Source organism: Nocardiopsis ansamitocini (genome assembly GCF_030268225.1).
GTDB classification, from domain to species: domain Bacteria; phylum Actinomycetota; class Actinomycetes; order Streptosporangiales; family Streptosporangiaceae; genus Nocardiopsis_D; species Nocardiopsis_D ansamitocini.
The window spans coordinates 112,770-130,982 of record NZ_BSQG01000008.1; the positions used below are offsets into that span (position 1 = coordinate 112,770).

Sequence of the window (18,213 nt, forward strand, 5' to 3'; positions counted from 1 at the left end):
GGGGCCCCGTCCCCGCCGTGAAACACGAGGAAAGAAGCCAGTGGAATTCGAGGAGTACCGGCTCGACGACGTCGCGACCGACCCCCGCCTCGATCCTGGAGGGCTGTTGCGCCAGGCCGCCACGGGGGCTGCCCAGGTGCGCCGGTCCAGGTCGGCCGTACTGGAAGCAGGTCTGGACGTTCTCGCCCAGGAGGGGCGACCGCGTTCCGTCGTCATCGTGGGAACCGGGATCACCGCGTTCAGTGGTGACGTCCTGGAGGTCCTGTTGGGCACGGGGCTGCCGGTACCGGTGACCACCGTGGAGGGAACAAGGCTGCCCGGTTGGGTCGGCGCCTACGACCTCGTGGTCGTGGTCGCGGTCGCTTCCGGACAGGACGACGCCGGTGCCGTGGCCGTGGTGGTCGAGGCGGCTCGCCGAGGCTGCCGCCTCCTCGCCGTCGGTGTTCCCGGAGGTCCTCTCGCCGGTCCCGCGGAGCAGGTCCGCGCCCCTTATGCGGCCGTCCCGTTGTCGGGGGAGCCGCGCACGCTGTTGTGGGCGGTCGCCACCGCGCTGCTCACCGCGGTGGGCACGGCGGGGCTGCGCACCGTGCCCGAGGACGGCTACGAGGCCACCGCGGTCGCGTTGGAGGACGCCGCGCACCGTTGCGCCCCGGGGGTCGACACCTCCACCAACCCCGCCAAGGTCCTGGCGCTGGAACTCGCCGGCTCGTTGCCGGTGATCTGGGGAACCTCACCGGTCACCGCCCTGGCGGCCCGACGCTTCGCATCCCAGTTGGCCGCCGACGCGCGTTATCCCGCGCTGGCCGCCGGTACCCCGGGCGCCGTCGAGACGCAGGCCGCGACCCTGTCGGGCCCCTTGTTCCCGGCCGGCGAGCGCAGCATCTTCGACGACCCCGAGACCGGGGCCGGACTCCGGCCGCGGGTGGTCCTGCTGAAGGACGACCACGCCGCGCCTCAGGACGCAGCCGCGCTGGACGGTGCGCGGCTCAGTGCCCTCGGCGCGGGGGCCGCGGTGACGGAGATCGCCGCGAAGGGGGCCGGACCAATGGAACGTTTGGCTGGTTTGATCGCTCTAACCGATTACGCCAGTCTGTATCTGGCCGTGGCATATGCCGTGGAACCGCTGACAAATACTCTGGTCGTGCGATAGCGCCGTCCACGACCGTTCTGGAGGAGATCGATGCCCGGTCCCGAATCGCTGCTGCCGAGCGACCCCACCTCGTTCGGCGACTACAGCGTTGTCGGCCGTCTCGGGCGGGGTGGCCAGGGAATCGTCTACCTCGGGCACGACTCCTCGGGCGACGAGTACGCCATCAAGGTCCTCAACGACCAGTGGGCCCAGGACACCGACCTCCGCAAGCGCTTCGAGAAGGAGGTCCGCGCGGCGCAGAAGGTCGCCTCCTTCTGCACCGCTGCCGTCCACGAGGCCAACCTCGAAGCCGAGCCGCCCTACGTGGTCAGCGAGTACGTGCCGGGGCCCGACCTCCAGGAAGCGGTGTCCACGGAGGGGCCGCGCAAGGGCGCTTCCCTGCAACGGCTCGCGGTGTCCACCGCCACTGCGCTGGTCGCGATCCACAAGGCGGGCATCGTGCACCGCGACTTCAAGCCCGGCAACGTGCTCCTCGGCCCCGACGGCCCCCGGGTGATCGACTTCGGTATCGCCCGGGTCTCCGACAGCACCGCCACCATGACCAACTCGATCGTGGGCACCCCCTCCTACATGGCGCCCGAGCAGATCGCGGGCAAGAACATCACCGACAAGGTCGACGTCTTCGCCTGGGGCTGCGTGATCGCGTTCGCCTCCACCGGCAGCGCACCCTTCGGAGCGGACAGCGTTCCCGCTGTCGTGCACCGGGTCGTGAGCGCTCCGCCCAGCATCGACGGCGTTCCCGCCGAGATCCGTGGCATCGTCGAAGACTGCCTCGACAAGGACCCCGACAAGCGCCCCAGCGCCCAGCGGCTCCTCATGCGCCTGCTCGGCCACGACGAGGCCGAGGCGTCCACGGAGCAGGTGGTCGCCGAGGGGGAGCAGGTCGCCCAGCACAACACGGGCAGCGGACCCAACGCCGCGGCCTACCTGGCCCCGCCGCGCACCGGTCCGCAGACGCCCTTCCCCAACCAGGGCGGTCCCGCTGCCCGGCCCCAGTCCGGTCCGCAGCATGTCAGCGGGGGCTTCACCCCCAGGCCGCACCACCAGCAGCCCCAGCACCCCAACATGACCGGCGGCCTGCCCCCGGGGGTGGCCCGGCCGCCGGCGACCGGCCCCAACACCATCTACAACCGGATGCCCCCGCCCCAGGGCGTGCCGGCCAAACAGAACTTCCAGCAGAACCAGCCCGTCGACGACCCCGTGCTGTCGCAGGGCTGGGTGATCCCGGCGGTGCTCATCGTGATCATCGTGTTGATGCTGCTCCTGCTGCTGGCCGCGATCCAGTAGGCGCAGGCGTCCTCACCAGTCGGTGACGCGGTCCAGCTCGGCGCCCAGCACGGGCGCCAGGGTACGCGAGAACGTCGCGGTGAAGTGCGCGTTGTCCCAGTAGACGAGGACGTTGCCGATCACCGTGGGGCAGCGGCCGGAGCGGCACAGCGAATCGGTGAGGTCGATGAGGGCGACGTTGCCGGGAACCCCGCTCAGTTCCTCCAAGGGGGACTGCTCGGCCATCGAGTTCGCGGCGTCCCCCACACATCCCGACGGGCCCTTCGCAGCCACGCACTCGGGCACGTTGACGTCCAGCCGCGGGGTGTCGCGTACCCCGATGACCGCGATGCCCAGTGCCTCCAGTTCCGCCCAGCGGTCAAGGTAGCCCTGGACGACCGTCTCCGACCCGAAGCCGGCGCCGGTGTCGAGACTGGTGGTCGTGGCGGTGGTGAACACCGCGTCCGGTCGCAGTTCGGCGAGGCGGTCCATGACCGAGGCGTTCCACTGCGCGCACGAGGTGTACGCGGCCTTCTTGTAGGTCTGCGGGGCGTCGGTGAACAGGCACGCCCCCTTGACCAGGTTGACCACCTGCCAGTCGCGCTGCTCGGCGACGGCCAGCAGGGCGGGGAACCAGTGGGCGGCGTGCGAGGCGCCCACCAGTGCCACGGTGCGCTCGGGGGTCGAGGAGCCGTAGACGCACTCCAGCACCGTGCTGTCGGCGATCCCCTGGTTGCAGCCGTCGGCATAGGTCTGCGCCACATCGGTCGCGGCGTCCGCCGGAGCAGGGTAGATCGGCAGGTCCGGCGCGCTTCCCATCGGGCCGGCCGCGGCCCCCGGGTAGTTGGCCGGGTCGGCGACCAGTGCCTCCTGGGCGCGATCCCGCGCGTCCAGGTGCGCCGTCCAGCCGCCCGCCGCGGTCAGCACGGGAAGGAGGAAACCGGCGGCCAGCAGCAGCGACCACGTCGGTGCGGGCCTGGTCAGGGTGAGCTCCCGTGCCCGGTCCTCCACCAGTCGCTTGGTGGCCACCGCCATCAACAGGGCCAGGACCAGGACGCACGTTCCACCGAGCAGGCTCGCCGAATTCCGGTCGGTCACCGCCAGGTAGCAGACCAGGACCGGCCAGTGCCACAGGTAGAAGGAGTAGGAGACGCCCGCGACGAAGTGCAGTGGGCGCAGCGAGAGCAGCCGGTCCGCGGAGAACCGGTACCCGGTCGTTCCCGCCGCGATCACCAGGACCGCCGCGCCGGTGGGCCACAGCGCCGCGTAGCCGGGGAAGACCGTGGACACCTCCACGAGTGCGCCGCAGGCCAGTAGGGCCACCAGCCCCGTCCAGCCCATGACCGCGCGCATCGCCGCCGGAAGCCTCAGGTGGGGAAGCACGACGGCCAGCAGGCCGCCAAGGGCCAACTCCCACAACCGCGCACCGGTGTCGAAGTACGCCCAGGGCTGGTCGGTGGCGGTCATGCGGACCGAGTAGGCCAGTGACACGGCGAACACGCCGGAGACCGCGGCCAGCACCACCCGGCGCAGCGGCCATCCCAGCCGTACGGCCAGTATCGCGGCGCCTGCCACCAGCAGCGGCCACAGCAGGTAGAACTGCCCTTGTACGGCCAGTGACCAGAAGTGCTGGACCGGGCTTGCCTGCGCGTTCTGCGCGAGGTAGTCCACCGAGTTCAGCGCCAGGAGCCAGTTCTCGTAGTAGAGGGCGGCGGCCACGGTCTCCGCGAGGGCGGCGCGCCACCGGTCAGCGGGAAGGAAGACCAGGGTCGCGGCCAGCACACCCAGCAGCGTCACTCCGACGGCAGGGGAAAGCCTGCCCAAGAGCCGGGTCCAGAACGCGACCGTGTTCATCCGGCCGGTGCGCTCCACCGAGCGCACCAGGGAACCGGTGATCAAAAACCCGGTGATCAGCAGGAACACGTCCACGCCGCCCGAGACCCGGCCGAACCACACGTGGTAGACGGCCACCAGCAGCACGGCTACCGCGCGCAGTCCCTCGATCTCGGGTCGACGGGCGTCGTCGACGGCTCTGCTCGGACGCTCCCCCGCGCCGGGGACGGGCGTGACGGCGGTGGGATTGCTGAGCATGAGGATGTCGTCTCTGCGAAGAGCCAGGAAGAGGTAGCGGCCGGCTGGATGGGTCAGCGATATCGAGACATCGTCGGTTATCGCGGTTACGACGGGTTAATCCGTTGGCCAACCCAGGTTGAACCGTGTGCCACGCCTAGGGGTGGGGGCCTGTTCGACGAAAACTCCATCGGTGCGGAAAATGCGGATTTCACCTCTTCGGACTTTCGGTTCGTTTTCATACACAGCGTGGCGGTAGCGAAAAGTCACAACAGAGTGCCGCACTGTGCCCGTGCTCATCCGGCCTGCCCTGTCCGGATGGGGGATCGCAGGTTTTCGCCGGGTGCGCGCGGGTTACGGTGAGTTTCGTGAACTTCATGCGTGGCCTTGAACTCGCCCCGGACCGGTTGCCCGCTGACGTGCGAAACCGGCTCGCCGAACTCGACCGCCTCCGCCAGGTCTGGGCGGAACGACAGGTACTTCGTCCGGCCCGGAAATGGGCCGACGACCGCGTTCGACTGTTCCGTAGACACATCCTGGAGATGCGCGCGCTCTCCGGCCACGCCATGCCCGCTCCGCTCGCTGTCGAGGCGCTGACGGCCGAGGGGTGGGACGCGGCCGACCTCGACGCAGACCTGCGCGAGCAACTGCGCGGAGAGGAGAAGGCGCTCGTGGCGCTGGCGGCCGACTGCTTGGCCGGCCACCGGTTCACCCCCGAGTACCTGCAAGGGCTCGCCCGCGCCCTGGGCGGGGAGGACAACGTCCCGCCGGTGGAGATGCTGGGCGGCTGCCTGGCCGAGGCCGCCTCGGTGTGCACCCATCCCGTCGTCCGTGCCGCCGTGGTCTACCTGTGTTGCGCCGGCGCGCTGGCGCAGCAGGCATCCTCCGGCGCAATCGTTCCGGAGCAGGCCACTGCTGAGTTCGCGGCCCGTGGACAGGAGGGCCGTATCGCACTGCCGTGGGCGCTCGCCTCGATGGCGCTGATGCGGGCGAACCACCCGCCGCTGATCGCCGACCACCGAACGGCCGCGGCTTTTCGCGGTGCCCTGGTCGGTGCCGCCGACCAGGACCGGCTGGTCCGGTTGACCGGTCTGTTCGCCGACCTGGAGATCGCCGCGCTGCGCGGCGAGCTCAGTTGGGCCGCGGAGCGACCGGCTCCGGAGACAGGGGGAACGGCACTGGCCAGGGCGGTGTACCGGCGCCTCCTCACCCATCTGCGCCAGCGGGCCTCCTCGCTCTCCCTGGTGCTGCGCGAGCTCGATCCGGCGGCCCGGGTCGGGGTCGACTCCGGGGATCTCGGTGGTGACGAGCCCTACCGGGAACGCATGGACTCGGCGGCCGAACGTGCCTTGTTCGCGCGCGGCGGTTCCTCGTGGTGGGTCTGTCTCAACGCCGAGACCGAAGGGACGACCCTGCGGTTGCTGCTCACCGTCCAGGACGTCGGGGGGCCGGCCACAGGAGTACTCGCGGTCACCGCCGACGCCCGCCTCGAATCGCTGAACGAGTCACAGGACGTTCTCGACCTGGCCTCCACGGACTGCGTGACACTGCTGTCCACCGACAGCGCCGACGAACGCTGGCCCGCGGTGGCCGACCTGACCGACGAGGTCGTCTCCCGCGCGGTCAGCCATCTGACCAGCGTCATGGCCTGAGAGTCCCCGTTCGGGCCCGGTGTGCCGTCAGGCACGCCGGGCCCGGCTCAGGGCAGCGGGTGCGGTGGTGCGCTCTTGAGGAGACGCAGCGCCTTCTGCTGCTCGAAGTCGAGGGCCCGGGCAGGGGGTGGGGTCAGCCGGCCCAGCCGCTCGCCGTAGGCGCGCACCCGTACCCGGGTCGCGGGTTCGGCCAGCACGCGCAACGCGAAGGACAGCGCCGCCGGGGTGATGTCGTAGGAGCGTTCCAGCTCCAGGCCCGCGGCCACCGTCTGCACGTCGGCCTCCGTGAACCGGCGGTGCCGGTGGCCGCGTCCGGTCGGCTGTTCCTTGGTCACCGGGAGCAGGCCCAGCCCTTCCCGGTAGCGCAGCATACGGGGGGTCGTGTCGAGCCGATCGGCAGCAGCCGAGATCGGAATATCGCGCTCCATGCCCACGAATCTAACAAACCATCGTCAACTTTGCGCGTTTGGTCGTGTCCGGTCGGGGCGCGCGCCTCTAGACTCGGGACGCACCCACAGGAGGAGTTAAGAAGCATGGCATTCGACTTCAAGGTCGCGGACCTGTCGCTGGCGGAGTTCGGTCGCAACGAGATTCGCCTCGCCGAGCACGAGATGCCCGGCCTCATGGCAACGCGCGCGGAGTTCGGTGACTCCAAGCCGCTCCAGGGCGCCAGGATCATGGGTTCCCTGCACATGACCATTCAGACCGCGGTCCTGATCGAGACCCTGGTGGACCTGGGCGCCGACGTCCGCTGGGTCAGCTGCAACATCTTCTCCACCCAGGACCACGCCGCCGCGGCGGTCGTCGTCGGCCGTGACGGCACGCCGGAGGACCCCAAGGGCGTCCCGGTGTTCGCCTGGAAGGGCGAGACGCTCGAAGAGTACTGGTGGTGCACCGAGCAGGCGCTCACCTGGCCCGGCGCCGACGGCCCGAACATGATCCTCGACGACGGCGGCGACGCCACCATGCTCGTCCACAAGGGCGCCGAGTACGAGAAGGCCGGTGCGGCCCCCGACCCCGGTACCGCCGACTCCGAGGAGTTCCGCGTCGTGCTGGAGCTGCTCCAGCGCAGCATCGCCGCCGACTCCGGCAAGTGGACGAAGGTCGCCGCCCAGATCCAGGGCGTCACCGAGGAGACCACCACCGGCGTGCACCGCCTCTACGAGATGCACCGCAACGGCGAGCTGCTCTTCCCGGCGATCAACGTCAACGACTCGGTCACCAAGAGCAAGTTCGACAACAAGTACGGCTGCCGCCACTCCCTGGTCGACGGCATCAACCGCGCCACCGACGTCCTCATCGGCGGAAAGGTCGCGGTCATCGCCGGCTACGGCGACGTGGGCAAGGGCAGCGCCGAGTCGCTGCGCGGCCAGGGCGCCCGGGTGATCGTCACCGAGATCGACCCCATCTGCGCGCTCCAGGCGGCGATGGACGGCTACCAGGTCGCCACGCTCGAGGACGTCGTCGAGACCGCCGACATCTTCGTCACCACGACCGGCAACTTCAACATCATCATGGCCGGCCACATGGCCCGGATGAAGCACCAGGCCATCGTCGGCAACATCGGCCACTTCGACAACGAGATCGACATGGCGGGCCTCGCCGCGATCCCCGGCATCGAGAAGATCGAGATCAAGCCGCAGGTGCACGAGTGGCGCTTCCCCGACGGCCACTCGATCATCGTGCTGTCCGAGGGCCGCCTGCTCAACCTGGGCAACGCCACCGGCCACCCCAGCTTCGTGATGTCCAACAGCTTCACCAACCAGGTGATCGCCCAGATCGAGCTGTTCACCAAGCAGAGCGAGTACCCCACCGACGTCTACGTGCTGCCCAAGCACCTCGACGAGAAGGTGGCCCGTCTGCACCTGGACGCACTGGGCGTACGCCTGACCGAGCTCACCAAGGAGCAGGCGAGCTACATCGGCGTGGACGTCGCCGGGCCGTACAAGCCCGACCACTACCGCTACTAGCCGACCCGATGTCCCTTCCCCAGCACGACATCGCGGACCCCGGCCTCAGCGCGGCCGGGGCCCGCAGGGTGGAGTGGGCCGAGCGTTCCATGCCGGCACTGCGTCGAATCCGGGACGGATTCGCGCAGCGCCGGCCGCTGGAAGGCCTGCGGGTGGCCGCATGCATGCATGTCACCGCCGAGACCGCCAACCTCTTGCGTGCGTTGCGCGCGGGCGGGGCCGAGGTGGCGCTGGCCGCCTCCAACCCCCTGTCCACCCAGGACGACACCGCCGCCGCGCTCGTCATGGAGTACGGGGTCGGTGTGCACGCCCGTTCCGGGATGGACACCGCCACCTACGACCGCAACCTCGCCACGGTGCTGGAGTACCGTCCGCACCTGCTCCTGGACGACGGCTGCGACCTCGTCAACCTGGCACACCTGCACCGTCCGGACCTGCTCGCCGAGACCCTGGGCGGGTGCGAACAGACCACCACCGGCGTGATCCGGTTGCGCCAGATGAGCGCCGAGGGAGTACTCAAGATCCCGATGGTCGCCGTCAACGACACCGCCACCAAACGGATGTTCGACAACCGCTACGGCACCGGCCAGTCCACGATCGACGGCATCATGCGCGCCACCAACGCGTTGCTGGCCGGACGGACCCTGGTCGTGGCCGGTTTCGGTTACTGCGGACGCGGCCTGGCCGAACGTGCCCGCGGGATGGGTGCGCGCGTCGTCGTCACCGAGGTCGACCCGGTCAAGGCGCTGGACGCCGCCATGCAGGGCTATCCGGTCCTGCCCATGGCGGAGGCCGCGACGATCGGCGACGTGTTCGTCACCGTGACCGGCAACCGCGACGTCATCCGCGCAGAGCACCTGGCCGTGCTCAAGGACGGGGCGATCCTGGCCAACTCCGGTCACTTCGACGTCGAGATCGACCTCGTCGCCCTGGAAGCACTGGCCGTCGAGGTCCGACGCGAGGTCCGGCCCCAGGCCGACGAGTACGTCCTCGCCGACGGACGTCGCCTGATCCTGCTGGCGGAAGGCCGCCTCGTGAACCTCGGCGCGGCCGAGGGACATCCGGCCGCCGTGATGGACATGTCCTTCGCCGTCCAGGCCCTCACCGTGGCGTGGCTCGCCGAGCACCACGCCGACCTCGCCCCGGGGGTCGTGGAGGTCCCCGCCGCGATCGACACCGAGGTCGCGCGGCTGGAGCTCGCGGCGCTGGGCATCCGGATCGACGCGATGACCCCCGAGCAGGAGGACTACCTCAGGTCCTGGCGCGTCTGAGCCGACACCGCACGCCGGTCGCGGCCTCGTCCCGCTCACACCGTGCCCGTGCGCGAGGCGTTACGACCACTGGGAGGAACCGTGCTGTCGGCGGGCCTCCTCGCGGCGGCGGCGTTCGGCGAGGACCGCGGACAGGAACTCCGGAGGGCTCGCCCACTGGGGCGGCGGGGGAGCCACGTACCTGGCGACGGTGTTGGCGACCTGGACCCCCATCTCGTAGCGGGTGGCCTCGGTGAGCTCGTCGTAGCGCAGCACGTACTGGTGCGCCATCGACGCGGTCTCGGCCGGCAGTCCGGACAGTTCCGCGTGCTGGGCCCACTCGGCCATCCTCGGGGGCATCTCGATCGCTGTGCTCGGGCGGCGCCCCGCCCGTTCCTGGACCACCATGGTCCCGGCCAGGAAGTCCCCGACCCGGCGGCCGTCCCGGTTCAGCATCGACACCACCACCGCCACCACGCCGAAGGTCATCCACAGTTCGACGAACCCGGTCAGCCCGCGGGTCAGGGCCTGGCGGAACCGCACCGGTCCGCCGTCCTCGCTGACGACCCGCAGGCCCAGCGCGTACTTGCCCAGGGACCGGCCGCGGCTCAGCGTCTCGAAGGCCACCGGGTAGACGACGATCACCAGCACCATCGTCGCCACCGCCAGTGCCGCGGCCATGGCCGTGTCGATGGCGCCCTCGACCAGCGCCAGGAGCAGGGTCGCGCCGATCAGGACGCTCACCTGGAGGGCGACGTCGATACACAGTGCCACCATCCGGCTGGCGAACCCAGCGGGATTGAGGTCGAGGACGACCGCGTCCCCGGTCACCAACCGGGTCTGCTCGAACTGGCCGCCCTGGTTCGCCACCGTCGTCTCCCATCGCTCGCACACCGCACCGACACACCAAGTCTGTCAGGTGCTCTGATGGCCCGACGCCCGGTACGGTTCCCCGGGTTCCGCCCTGCCTTTCGCCCTCGGGGGGTCAGTAGAGTCAAAGCGTGGACCTCGATCTCTTCATCGCCGAACACCGTCCCGACTGGAACCGGTTGGAAACGCTGGTGCGCCGGCACCGCAAGCTCGACGGGCCAGAGGTGGACGAACTCGTCGAGCTGTACCAGCGGGCAGCCACCCACCTGTCGGTGCTGCGCTCCTCGGGCCAGGACCCGGCCCTGACCGGCTGGTTGTCGGGGCTGGTGGCGCGGGCCCGTTCCGTCGTGACCGGCGCGCAGTCGGGGGGCTGGCGCGACTTCGGGAGGTTCTTCACCCGCAGTTTCCCCGCCGCGCTGTACCGGCTCCGCTGGTGGTGGATGCTCACCGCGCTGGCCTGCACGGCCGTCGCCTTCGGGGTCGGCTGGTGGGTCGCGGCCAACCCGGAGGTCCAGGCCGCGATGGGCACGCCCGAAACCATCCGGTCCTACGTCGAGAACGACTTCGCGAACTACTACGTCGAGAACCCGGGAGCGTCCTTCGCCGCCCAGGTCTGGACCAACAACGCCTGGGTGGCCGCCCAGGCCATCGTGTTCGGCGCGTTCCTGTGCCTGCCGGCCGTCTACGTGCTCGCCACCAACTCCATCGGGCTGGGCCAGGCCGGCGGGTTGATGGCAGCCAACGGCAAGGCCGACGTCTTCTTCGGCCTGATCCTGCCGCACGGTCTCCTGGAGCTGACCGCGGTCTTCGTCGCCGGCGGAGTGGGGATCAAGCTCGGCTGGACCTTCATCGCGCCGGGCCACCGCACCCGGATCAGGGCCATGGGCGAGGAAGCCCGTTCAGCGATGGGCGTCGTCCTGGGGCTGGTCGTGGTCCTGTTCGTCTCCGGGCTCATCGAGGGGTTCGTCACCGGCTGGGTGCACACCACCTGGCTGCGCATCGGTATCGGGGTGGTGGCGGAGGTGCTGTTCTTCCTCTACGTGTTCACCCTGGGGCGCCGCGCCGTCCAGCAGGGGGAGACGGGCGACATCCGCGACTCCCCGCAGACGGTCGCGGTCTCCGGCTGACGCCGTGCCGCTTTCCCTCCCCGAGTACGAAGAGCGCTACAGCCGTCCCTGCGCCTTCAGCGAGATGTAGGCGTCGGCCAGTGCCGGCGCGATCTCCTCGGGGCCGGCGTCCACGACCTCGACGCCGTGGCGGCGCAGCTCCGCGGTGATGCGGCGGCGCTCGGCCAGGGTCTTCTGGGCGGCCGCCGCACCGTAGACCGACTGTGCGTCCCCGCGCTGTGCCGCCATCTCGGCCACCTTGGGGTCGCCGACCGCGGCCACCAGCACCATGTGCCGAGCGGTGAGCGCGGACAGTCGTGGCAGCAGCCCCTCCTCCATCGCGGCGGCGTTGAGGTCGGTGAGCAGCACCACCAGTTGCCGGGTCCGGCTCTGGCGCCCCAGGATCGTGGCCACCAGCCCGGCGGAGTCGGATTCCACCAGTTCCGGCTCCAATGGTGTCATCGCCCGCACGATCGCCTGGAGCGTGCTGCCCCGCCCCTGGGAGCGCACCTGCGCGCGGACGCGGCGGTCGTAGGCCAGCAGTTCCACCCGGTCGCCGGCCTTGCCGGCCAGCGCGGTCAGCAGCAGGCCGGCGTCCATCGCATGGTCCAGTCGAGGAGTGTCGCCCACGCGCCCGGCCGATGTCCGGCCGGTGTCCAGGACCACGAGCAGCCGCCGGTCCCGCTCGGGCCGCCAGGTGCGTACCACGACGGTTTCGCGGCGCGCGGTCGCGCGCCAGTCGATGGAGCGCACGTCGTCACCAGGGACGTATTCGCGCAGCGAGTCGAACTCGCTGCCCTGTCCGCGGATCATCGCGCGGTGTTGGCCGTCCAGCTCGCGCAGCTTGGACAGCTTGCCCGGGAGGTGGCGCCGGCTGTGGAACGGCGGCAGCGCCCGCACACTCCACGGCACGGCGTGCGTGGACTGGCGTGCGGCCAGCCCCAAGGGGCCGTAACTGCGCACGGTGACGTGTGCGCGATGCTGGTCGCCCCTGCGGACGGGGGTCAGCGTGGTCTCCACCCGGCGACGTTCGCCCGCCGGAACCACGAGGTCGTGGACGCGGGGGCCGGCCACGGCGCTGGGCGCCCACGCGTCGCGCACGGTCGCCCGGAGCGTGCGCTTGTCCGGGTTGGCCACGATCAGGAAGACCGCCGCGTCCTCGCCCAGCCGGACCGACGTCGCGCCCCCGGCTTCCAGCCGCACCCGCCGGGAGTTCGCGGCAAGGGCGAGGTCGGTCAGCAGCAGTGCCGCGAGCGCGCCGAGCACCGCCCACAGCACCCACGTGCCCGCGGGTGCGGCGAGGAACACCAGCAGCACCCCGACGAACGCCAGGAACACCGCGCGGCCAGTGATCGCCATGGGTCAGATCCGCCTTTGCTTGCTGGGGGCCGCTGATCGTGTCGTGCCCACTGTCCCGACCGCGGTCGGACCGCGCGAGGCGGAGCCGACCGCGAGGACACGGGGTCAGCGGGGAACGGGAACGGAGGAGAGCACGCTGTCGAGGACGCCGTCGGTGGTCGCCCCCTCCAGTTCGGCCTCGGGGCGCACCGCGATCCGGTGGCGCAGTGTGGCCTTGGACAGGGCTTTGACGTCGTCGGGGGTGACGTAGTCGCGACCGGACAGCCACGCCCAAGCCCGGGCGGTGCGCAGCAGCGCGGTGGCGCCGCGCGGCGACGCGCCCAGTTGCAGCGACGGGGAGGAACGGGTGGCCCGGCACAGGTCCACGATGTAGGCCAGGACCTCAGGGGCCACCCGCACGGAGCTCACCGCTGCCCGGGCGGCCACCAGCTCCGCCGCTCCGGCGACCGCCTGTACCCCGGCCGCCTCCAGGTCCGAAGGATCGAACCCGGCGGCGTGCCGGTCCAGCATCTCGACCTCCGCGTCGCGCGGCGGCAGCGGCACGATCAGTTTCAGCAGGAACCGGTCCAGCTGTGCCTCGGGCAACGGGTAGGTGCCCTCGTACTCGACGGGGTTCTGCGTGGCGGCCACCATGAACGGGTCCGGCAGCGCCAACGGCTTGCCGTCCACCGTCACCTGCCGTTCCTCCATCGCCTCCAACAGCGCCGCCTGCGTCTTGGGCGGGGTGCGGTTGATCTCGTCGGCCAGCATCAGGTTGGTGAAGACGGGGCCGTCGTGGAACTCGAACTTGGCACTGCGCGCGTCGTAGACCATCGAGCCGGTGACGTCGCCGGGCATCAGGTCGGGGGTGAACTGGACCCGCTTGTGATCCAGGGACAGAGCCGCCGACACGGAACGCACCAGGAGCGTCTTGGCGACGCCCGGCACCCCTTCCAACAACACGTGGCCGCGGCACAGCAGCGCGATGACCAGGCCGGTCACCGTCTCCTCCTGGCCGACTACGGCCTTGCCGACCTCGGAGCGCAGCGCCGTCAGCGCGGTCCGCGCGGCATCGGGGGACACCGGCTGCTCGGGGTGGTACTCGCTCACGACTGGGGTACCTCTTTCCATATCGAAGTCCGGAAGCGGGGGAGGGGACGGCACGGGCCGGGACTGGGGCTCCGCGTCACTCCCGCACCTCCCGATCGAGCGCGTCGAGCTCGTCGGCGAGCCGGACCAGCGCCGTGTCGTCGGCGGTGTAGGGGTCGCTCGGCCCACCGTAGAGCAGGGCGCGGATCTGTTCGGGGTCGCGCGGGCTGCGCTGGGACACCGCTTCGACGACCGCCTCGGGAGCGGTTTCGGTGCCCAGTCCCAGCCTGGGACGCACAGAGCTGAGGGCGCCCGAACGCAGCGCCTCCGCCGCGTTCGGGCGGGCCCGTCGCGCCGTGTACAGCCGTGCGCGTCCCTCGGTGGTCTCCGAGGCCCGCACCACGACCGGCAGCCGCTCGGCCACGAGCGGTCCCAGTCGGCGTCCGCGCCACAGCGCGAGCAGCAGCAGCGCCGCCAACAGCATGCCCGCGCCCGGCAGGAAGCCCGGGTGCAGCAGGTCGACCGGATCGGAGGCCCCACCGGTCGAGGGGACGTCGGGCAGGAACCACACCACGCCGTCGCCGGCCAGCAGGTTGATCATCAGCGCCGCGTTGCCCTCGTAGGCGAGGAAGCGGTTGCGCATCGGGTCGCCGGAGCCCAGTATCGTCACCGTCGCGTCGCCGCTGTCCGTCCTGACCAGGGCGCTTCCGCCCTCGGCCGGGTAGCAGGCGGTTGAGGCGCCGCTGTAGAGCTCCCCGCCGGTGCGCGCGTCGCCCGCGGTGCGCGCCGCCTCCAGCGTGCACTCGGGGGAGAGGACGTCGCGGTCGTCGCCGCGGCCGGTCACCTCCACGCCCGGTGCGAGGGCCTTGATCGCCTGGGTCGTCGGCTGGACCAGCAGCCGGTCGCCGGGGAGCCCGGCGAGCCGGTCGAGTTCCCCCGCGGTCAGCCGGTGCGACTTGACCAGGACGAGCACCGAGTCCGCACCCGCGGCGGCGACGGCCTCGTCGGTGTCGCGGGCGATGGTGACCGGAACGTCGAAGTCGTCGCGCAGGATCTGCACGAGTGCCCGCGACCCGTCGGGATTGGCGCCTTCGGGGTCGAGGTCGCCGATGGGGGAGGGCACGGCGTTCAGCGATACGAGTACCCCGAGCACGCTCGCCCCGACCAGGAACGCCAACGGGCCGCGCACTCGGCGCCATACTCCGGCAACGCCCACCGAGACGGCGCTCGAACCGGCCGGTGGGTCCGTCGGCGGGGACTGCGCCGCGCCGGTGGTGTCCGTGCTCATCGGGTCGGCTCCGCGTCCTTGACTGGTCGGGCGGCGCGCACCGCGTCGTCCACCGCGACGAGGGCCTGGTAGCCCTCCGCGGTGGCCGCGCGCTCGCCGTACCAGACGTCGTTGAACACGACGGCGGCCCGGTCGAGGTCGGCGCGTAGCTCAGGGAGCGGGCCCGAGGTCTCCGCGGCCAGCTCGGTCGCGGTACGGCCCGGGCGTGGGGTGATCAGGGCGCGCTCCTCAAGATCGCGGGTGATGGCGCGCAGCCGTTCCCGGATGGCGTCGGCGTACTCCTGCGCGACGGCGTGGCGTTCGGCGCGGTCGCGGTGCCCGGAGGCGGTCAGGACCGTGCCGCCGTCGACCACGGCCGCACGCTTCGCCCGGCGGGCCGGGCGCAGGTAGACGACGAGGACGACGAGCAGGACCGCGAGGAGCAGCAGCAGCGGTCCCACGACCCACCAGCCCCCGGCCACTGATCCTGCGACCTGGTTGAGGAGGGAATCCAGCCAGCCCATGGCCCAGCTGTAGAGGCGGTCGATCAGGGAGGGTTCCTGCTCCCGGTAGATCGACTTGGCCAGTTCCTCCTGCGCGGCCCGTGCAGCCTCCCCCCGGCCGACCGGATCGCTCAAAAGGGGGCTCCAGGTCGGTCGCCGGTGAGGTAGACCTCGGGTCCGACCTGGTGGCCGGACTGAGTCGCCTGCTGCAGCCGCAGGTCAAGACCCTCGCGCCGCATCCGCATGTCCAGGTACAGCAGCGCGCTGGCCCCCGCGGAGAAGGGCGTGGTCAGCGCGGTGGCCACCGCCGTCGCGACGAAATTGGTGGCCAGGGTCGCGATGACGATCGCGGTGGGGTCGGCCAGGACCAGTTGCAGTCCGGTGCCGACGATCGTGAACGGGGTCTGCAACAGGCCCGAGACGAAGCTGATGATCAGGTTGGCCAGCAGCAGGATGCCCAGGATGCGCCAGAAGCTTCCCGAGGTCAGCCGCCAGGAGCGGGCCAGGGCGGGGAACGGGCCGATGCGCTCCAGCACGATCGCGGGCATGGCCAGGGAGATCTTGGTCGCGAGCCAGGCCGTGAGTGCCACGGCGAGGACGACGCCCAGCAGTCCCGCCAGGATGCCGGCCACCGGGGCCTGGGTGATGCCGAGGGCCACCGCGAGCACGATCACCCCGAAGAACAGCGCCATGGCCGCGATCGCGAAGACGAAGGTCAGACCGGTCAGGCCGAGGATGGCCCCGACCCGGCCGCGCACGGTGGAGAAGGCCTCCTTGAAGGAGACCCGGCGGCCCAGCACCGACAGGGCCAGTACCCCGGTGAGCAGGCCCAGGAGGACGGAACCGGCCACCAGCTGCACGACGAGGCCCGCGAACAGGCTGACCATGCTGCCCAGGGAGAAGGGGAAGACCACCTCGTCGGACGGCGGGGGTGCCATCTCGAAGGACATGGCCTCCGACAGCAGCGACCCGGTGCCCAGCGTCGAGATCAGCCCCGACACCGCCATGACGATGAAGGCGATCCCGATGGTGGCGCCGGGGTTGTGGCGCACGTAACCGAACGCCCCGTTGAAGATGTCGCCGAGGGAGAGCGGACGCAGCGCGATCACCCCGGGGCGCGGTGCGGAGTACGGTGCCCATGGGTACGGGCCCTGCGGCCCCCAGCCGTGCGGGGCACCGGCACCGGGAGGCGGACCGTAGCCGGGCTGTGCGGGGCCGCCGGGAGGCGCCCCCCATCCCTGGTCGCCCGGGGGAGGGCCGTACGGTCCCTGGCCGCCGGGGGGAGGGCCGTACTGCCCCTGGTTCCCGGGGGGCGCGCCCCAGCCCTGGACCGGTGCGCCGAAAGGCTGCTGTCCGACGCCGGGGGGTGCTTCCCAGCCGCCGTTGGGAGGCTGAGCCGGTTGGGGACCGCTCCAGGGGCCGTCCTGCGGGGTGTCGGCCGGTTCCTGGCGGTCGCCCGGGGCCCGCCACGCCTGGCCGTCCTCCTGGGACATCAATCCTCCTGTGCGTCAACCGAGTGCCCGAACGGGCTTTCGACGGGTGCTTGAACGGATGGTCGTGTTCATCCACGCTATGCGACTTCAACCTACTGGTAACGGATCCACGCCGCAGGTCGCATTCGTCATGTATCACCCACCCGACGCTGTTCATTCTTTTTGTATGCTTTCGTTATCCAAACGACTGGCTCCCGGCCGGGGATCGCCGCTGTTCACACTGGACGAGACGTCCGGTCGGACGGCAGGCTGTGGCAGGGGCCGAAAAGGGGGGACCGGGCCGCCCGTGCCGACCGGTGCGCGGCCGCAGGGTTGACCTTGTGCGATGTCGCGCCGATTGATGGCAAGGTTAGGAAGTGTCGCCCGATGCGCCTCCGATGATCGGAGAGCCGTGCCACGGGGAGAAACCGGCAGAAGAGTTCGCAGTTTTGCCGCATGAGTGTCCGGAAAGGAGAAGGCGACCGGACCGTCGCCCCCAGAACGGGGACGCCGACCGACGCCGGAAAATCGATGAAGGGACGCGTACTGGTCGTCGATGACGACCTCGCTCTCGCCGAAATGCTGGGCATCGTGCTCAGAGGCGAGGGCTTTGAGCCATCGTTCGTACACGACGGCGACAAGGCCCTGGAAGCATTTCGCGAGACCAAGCCAGACCTGGTGTTGCTGGACCTCATGCTGCCCGGCGCCGACGGCATCGACGTGTGCCGCCAGATCCGGGCCGAGTCCGGCGTGCCCATCGTGATGCTCACGGCCAAGAGCGACACCGTGGACATCGTGCTCGGCCTGGAGTCGGGCGCCGATGACTACATCGTCAAGCCGTTCAAGCCCAAGGAGTTGGTGGCCCGGGTCCGGGTCAGGCTGCGCCGCACCGAGGAGCCCGCTCCGGAGGTGCTCCAGATCGGCGACATCACCATCGACGTCGCCGGGCACTCCGTGCGCCGCGGGGGCCAGCCCATCAGCCTCACCCCGCTGGAGTTCGACCTGCTCGTTGCGCTCGCGCGCAAGCCGCGCCAGGTCTTCACCCGCGAGGTGCTGCTGGAGCAGGTGTGGGGCTACCGCCACGCCGCTGACACCCGGTTGGTCAACGTGCACGTGCAGCGTCTCCGGGCCAAGATCGAGAAGGACCCGGAGCATCCCGAGGTGGTCGTCACCGTTCGCGGTGTCGGCTACAAAGCCGGAACCGCCTGAG

The 18,213-nt window shown here is 70.8% G+C and carries 15 protein-coding genes; 7 read left to right on the plus strand and 8 right to left on the minus strand.

The window, feature by feature from the left end; all coding sequences use genetic code 11:
* Window positions 1-40 precede the first annotated feature (40 nt).
* Both QSJ59_RS19720 and QSJ59_RS19725 read left to right on the plus strand, forming a co-directional pair.
* Window positions 41-1,150, plus strand: a complete 1,110-nt coding sequence (locus QSJ59_RS19720) for an SIS domain-containing protein (protein WP_285761191.1) — start codon at window positions 41-43, stop codon at window positions 1,148-1,150.
* A gap of 30 nt (window positions 1,151-1,180) precedes the next feature.
* Window positions 1,181-2,437, plus strand: coding sequence for a serine/threonine-protein kinase (locus QSJ59_RS19725; protein ID WP_285761192.1), 1,257 nt, complete (start codon window positions 1,181-1,183; stop codon window positions 2,435-2,437).
* A 12-nt stretch (window positions 2,438-2,449) separates the two neighbouring features.
* Here QSJ59_RS19725 and QSJ59_RS19730 read toward each other — a convergent pair whose 3' ends face one another.
* Window positions 2,450-4,507, minus strand: coding sequence for an acyltransferase family protein (locus QSJ59_RS19730; RefSeq protein ID WP_285761193.1), 2,058 nt, complete (start codon window positions 4,505-4,507; stop codon window positions 2,450-2,452).
* A gap of 356 nt (window positions 4,508-4,863) precedes the next feature.
* On the opposite strand from QSJ59_RS19730, the gene QSJ59_RS19735 reads away from it, so the two are divergent.
* Window positions 4,864-6,138, plus strand: a complete 1,275-nt coding sequence (locus tag QSJ59_RS19735; RefSeq protein WP_285761274.1) for a hypothetical protein — start codon at window positions 4,864-4,866, stop codon at window positions 6,136-6,138.
* Window positions 6,139-6,185: 47 nt separating this feature from the next.
* Here QSJ59_RS19735 and QSJ59_RS19740 read toward each other — a convergent pair whose 3' ends face one another.
* Window positions 6,186-6,566: a MerR family transcriptional regulator gene (locus tag QSJ59_RS19740; protein ID WP_285761194.1), complete on the minus strand. Its 381-nt coding sequence runs from the start codon at window positions 6,564-6,566 to the stop codon at window positions 6,186-6,188.
* 105 nt (window positions 6,567-6,671) lie between these two features.
* Between QSJ59_RS19740 and ahcY (QSJ59_RS19745) the strand changes: the two genes are divergently transcribed.
* Both ahcY (QSJ59_RS19745) and ahcY (QSJ59_RS19750) read left to right on the plus strand, forming a co-directional pair.
* Entirely contained in the window at window positions 6,672-8,108 is a 1,437-nt protein-coding gene (ahcY, locus tag QSJ59_RS19745; RefSeq protein ID WP_285761195.1) for an adenosylhomocysteinase, read from the plus strand.
* Between the two features lie 8 nt (window positions 8,109-8,116).
* Window positions 8,117-9,379, plus strand: a complete 1,263-nt coding sequence (ahcY, locus tag QSJ59_RS19750; protein WP_285761196.1) for an adenosylhomocysteinase — start codon at window positions 8,117-8,119, stop codon at window positions 9,377-9,379.
* Window positions 9,380-9,439: 60 nt separating this feature from the next.
* Here ahcY (QSJ59_RS19750) and QSJ59_RS19755 read toward each other — a convergent pair whose 3' ends face one another.
* Complete coding sequence (locus tag QSJ59_RS19755) at window positions 9,440-10,228, minus strand: RDD family protein (protein ID WP_285761197.1); 789 nt, start codon at window positions 10,226-10,228, stop codon at window positions 9,440-9,442.
* Window positions 10,229-10,359: 131 nt separating this feature from the next.
* Here QSJ59_RS19755 and QSJ59_RS19760 point away from each other — a divergent pair, with 131 nt between their 5' ends.
* On the plus strand, window positions 10,360-11,355 hold the full coding sequence (locus QSJ59_RS19760) for a stage II sporulation protein M (RefSeq protein ID WP_285761198.1): 996 nt from the start codon (window positions 10,360-10,362) through the stop codon (window positions 11,353-11,355).
* Between the two features lie 36 nt (window positions 11,356-11,391).
* On the opposite strand, the gene QSJ59_RS19765 is transcribed toward QSJ59_RS19760, so the two are convergent.
* From QSJ59_RS19765 to QSJ59_RS19785, 5 genes are all read right to left on the minus strand, one after another.
* A complete protein-coding gene (locus tag QSJ59_RS19765) occupies window positions 11,392-12,693 on the minus strand; it encodes a DUF58 domain-containing protein (RefSeq protein WP_285761199.1) in 1,302 nt (433 codons plus the stop codon).
* Between the two features lie 105 nt (window positions 12,694-12,798).
* Window positions 12,799-13,782: an AAA family ATPase gene (locus tag QSJ59_RS19770; RefSeq protein ID WP_285761200.1), complete on the minus strand. Its 984-nt coding sequence runs from the start codon at window positions 13,780-13,782 to the stop codon at window positions 12,799-12,801.
* A 76-nt stretch (window positions 13,783-13,858) separates the two neighbouring features.
* Window positions 13,859-15,049 carry a DUF4350 domain-containing protein gene (locus tag QSJ59_RS19775; protein WP_285761201.1) on the minus strand — a complete coding sequence of 397 codons (1,191 nt, stop codon included), beginning with the start codon at window positions 15,047-15,049 and terminating at the stop codon, window positions 13,859-13,861.
* Window positions 15,046-15,666, minus strand: a complete 621-nt coding sequence (locus tag QSJ59_RS19780; protein WP_285761202.1) for a DUF4129 domain-containing protein — start codon at window positions 15,664-15,666, stop codon at window positions 15,046-15,048. Before QSJ59_RS19780 ends, QSJ59_RS19775 begins: the two co-directional genes overlap by 4 nt.
* Window positions 15,663-17,024 carry a glycerophosphoryl diester phosphodiesterase membrane domain-containing protein gene (locus QSJ59_RS19785; RefSeq protein WP_285761203.1) on the minus strand — a complete coding sequence of 454 codons (1,362 nt, stop codon included), beginning with the start codon at window positions 17,022-17,024 and terminating at the stop codon, window positions 15,663-15,665. Before QSJ59_RS19785 ends, QSJ59_RS19780 begins: the two co-directional genes overlap by 4 nt.
* A gap of 510 nt (window positions 17,025-17,534) precedes the next feature.
* Here QSJ59_RS19785 and mtrA point away from each other — a divergent pair.
* Window positions 17,535-18,212, plus strand: coding sequence for an MtrAB system response regulator MtrA (gene mtrA / locus QSJ59_RS19790; RefSeq protein ID WP_285761275.1), 678 nt, complete (start codon window positions 17,535-17,537; stop codon window positions 18,210-18,212).
* Window position 18,213: the final 1 nt, after the last annotated feature.

What these genes read in the sequence shown, in the direction of transcription:
- QSJ59_RS19775 (WP_285761201.1), bottom strand. Translation starts at nt 15,049, where the DNA reads ATGAGCACGGACACCACCGGCGCGGCGCAGTCCCCGCCGACGGACCCA.
- QSJ59_RS19735 (WP_285761274.1), top strand. Translation starts at nt 4,864, where the DNA reads ATGCGTGGCCTTGAACTCGCCCCGGACCGGTTGCCCGCTGACGTGCGA.
- mtrA (WP_285761275.1), top strand. Translation starts at nt 17,535, where the DNA reads ATGAAGGGACGCGTACTGGTCGTCGATGACGACCTCGCTCTCGCCGAA.
- QSJ59_RS19725 (WP_285761192.1), top strand. Translation starts at nt 1,181, where the DNA reads ATGCCCGGTCCCGAATCGCTGCTGCCGAGCGACCCCACCTCGTTCGGC.
- ahcY (WP_285761195.1), top strand. Translation starts at nt 6,672, where the DNA reads ATGGCATTCGACTTCAAGGTCGCGGACCTGTCGCTGGCGGAGTTCGGT.
- ahcY (WP_285761196.1), top strand. Translation starts at nt 8,117, where the DNA reads ATGTCCCTTCCCCAGCACGACATCGCGGACCCCGGCCTCAGCGCGGCC.
- QSJ59_RS19730 (WP_285761193.1), bottom strand. Translation starts at nt 4,507, where the DNA reads ATGCTCAGCAATCCCACCGCCGTCACGCCCGTCCCCGGCGCGGGGGAG.
- QSJ59_RS19740 (WP_285761194.1), bottom strand. Translation starts at nt 6,566, where the DNA reads ATGGAGCGCGATATTCCGATCTCGGCTGCTGCCGATCGGCTCGACACG.
- QSJ59_RS19785 (WP_285761203.1), bottom strand. Translation starts at nt 17,024, where the DNA reads ATGTCCCAGGAGGACGGCCAGGCGTGGCGGGCCCCGGGCGACCGCCAG.
- QSJ59_RS19765 (WP_285761199.1), bottom strand. Translation starts at nt 12,693, where the DNA reads ATGGCGATCACTGGCCGCGCGGTGTTCCTGGCGTTCGTCGGGGTGCTG.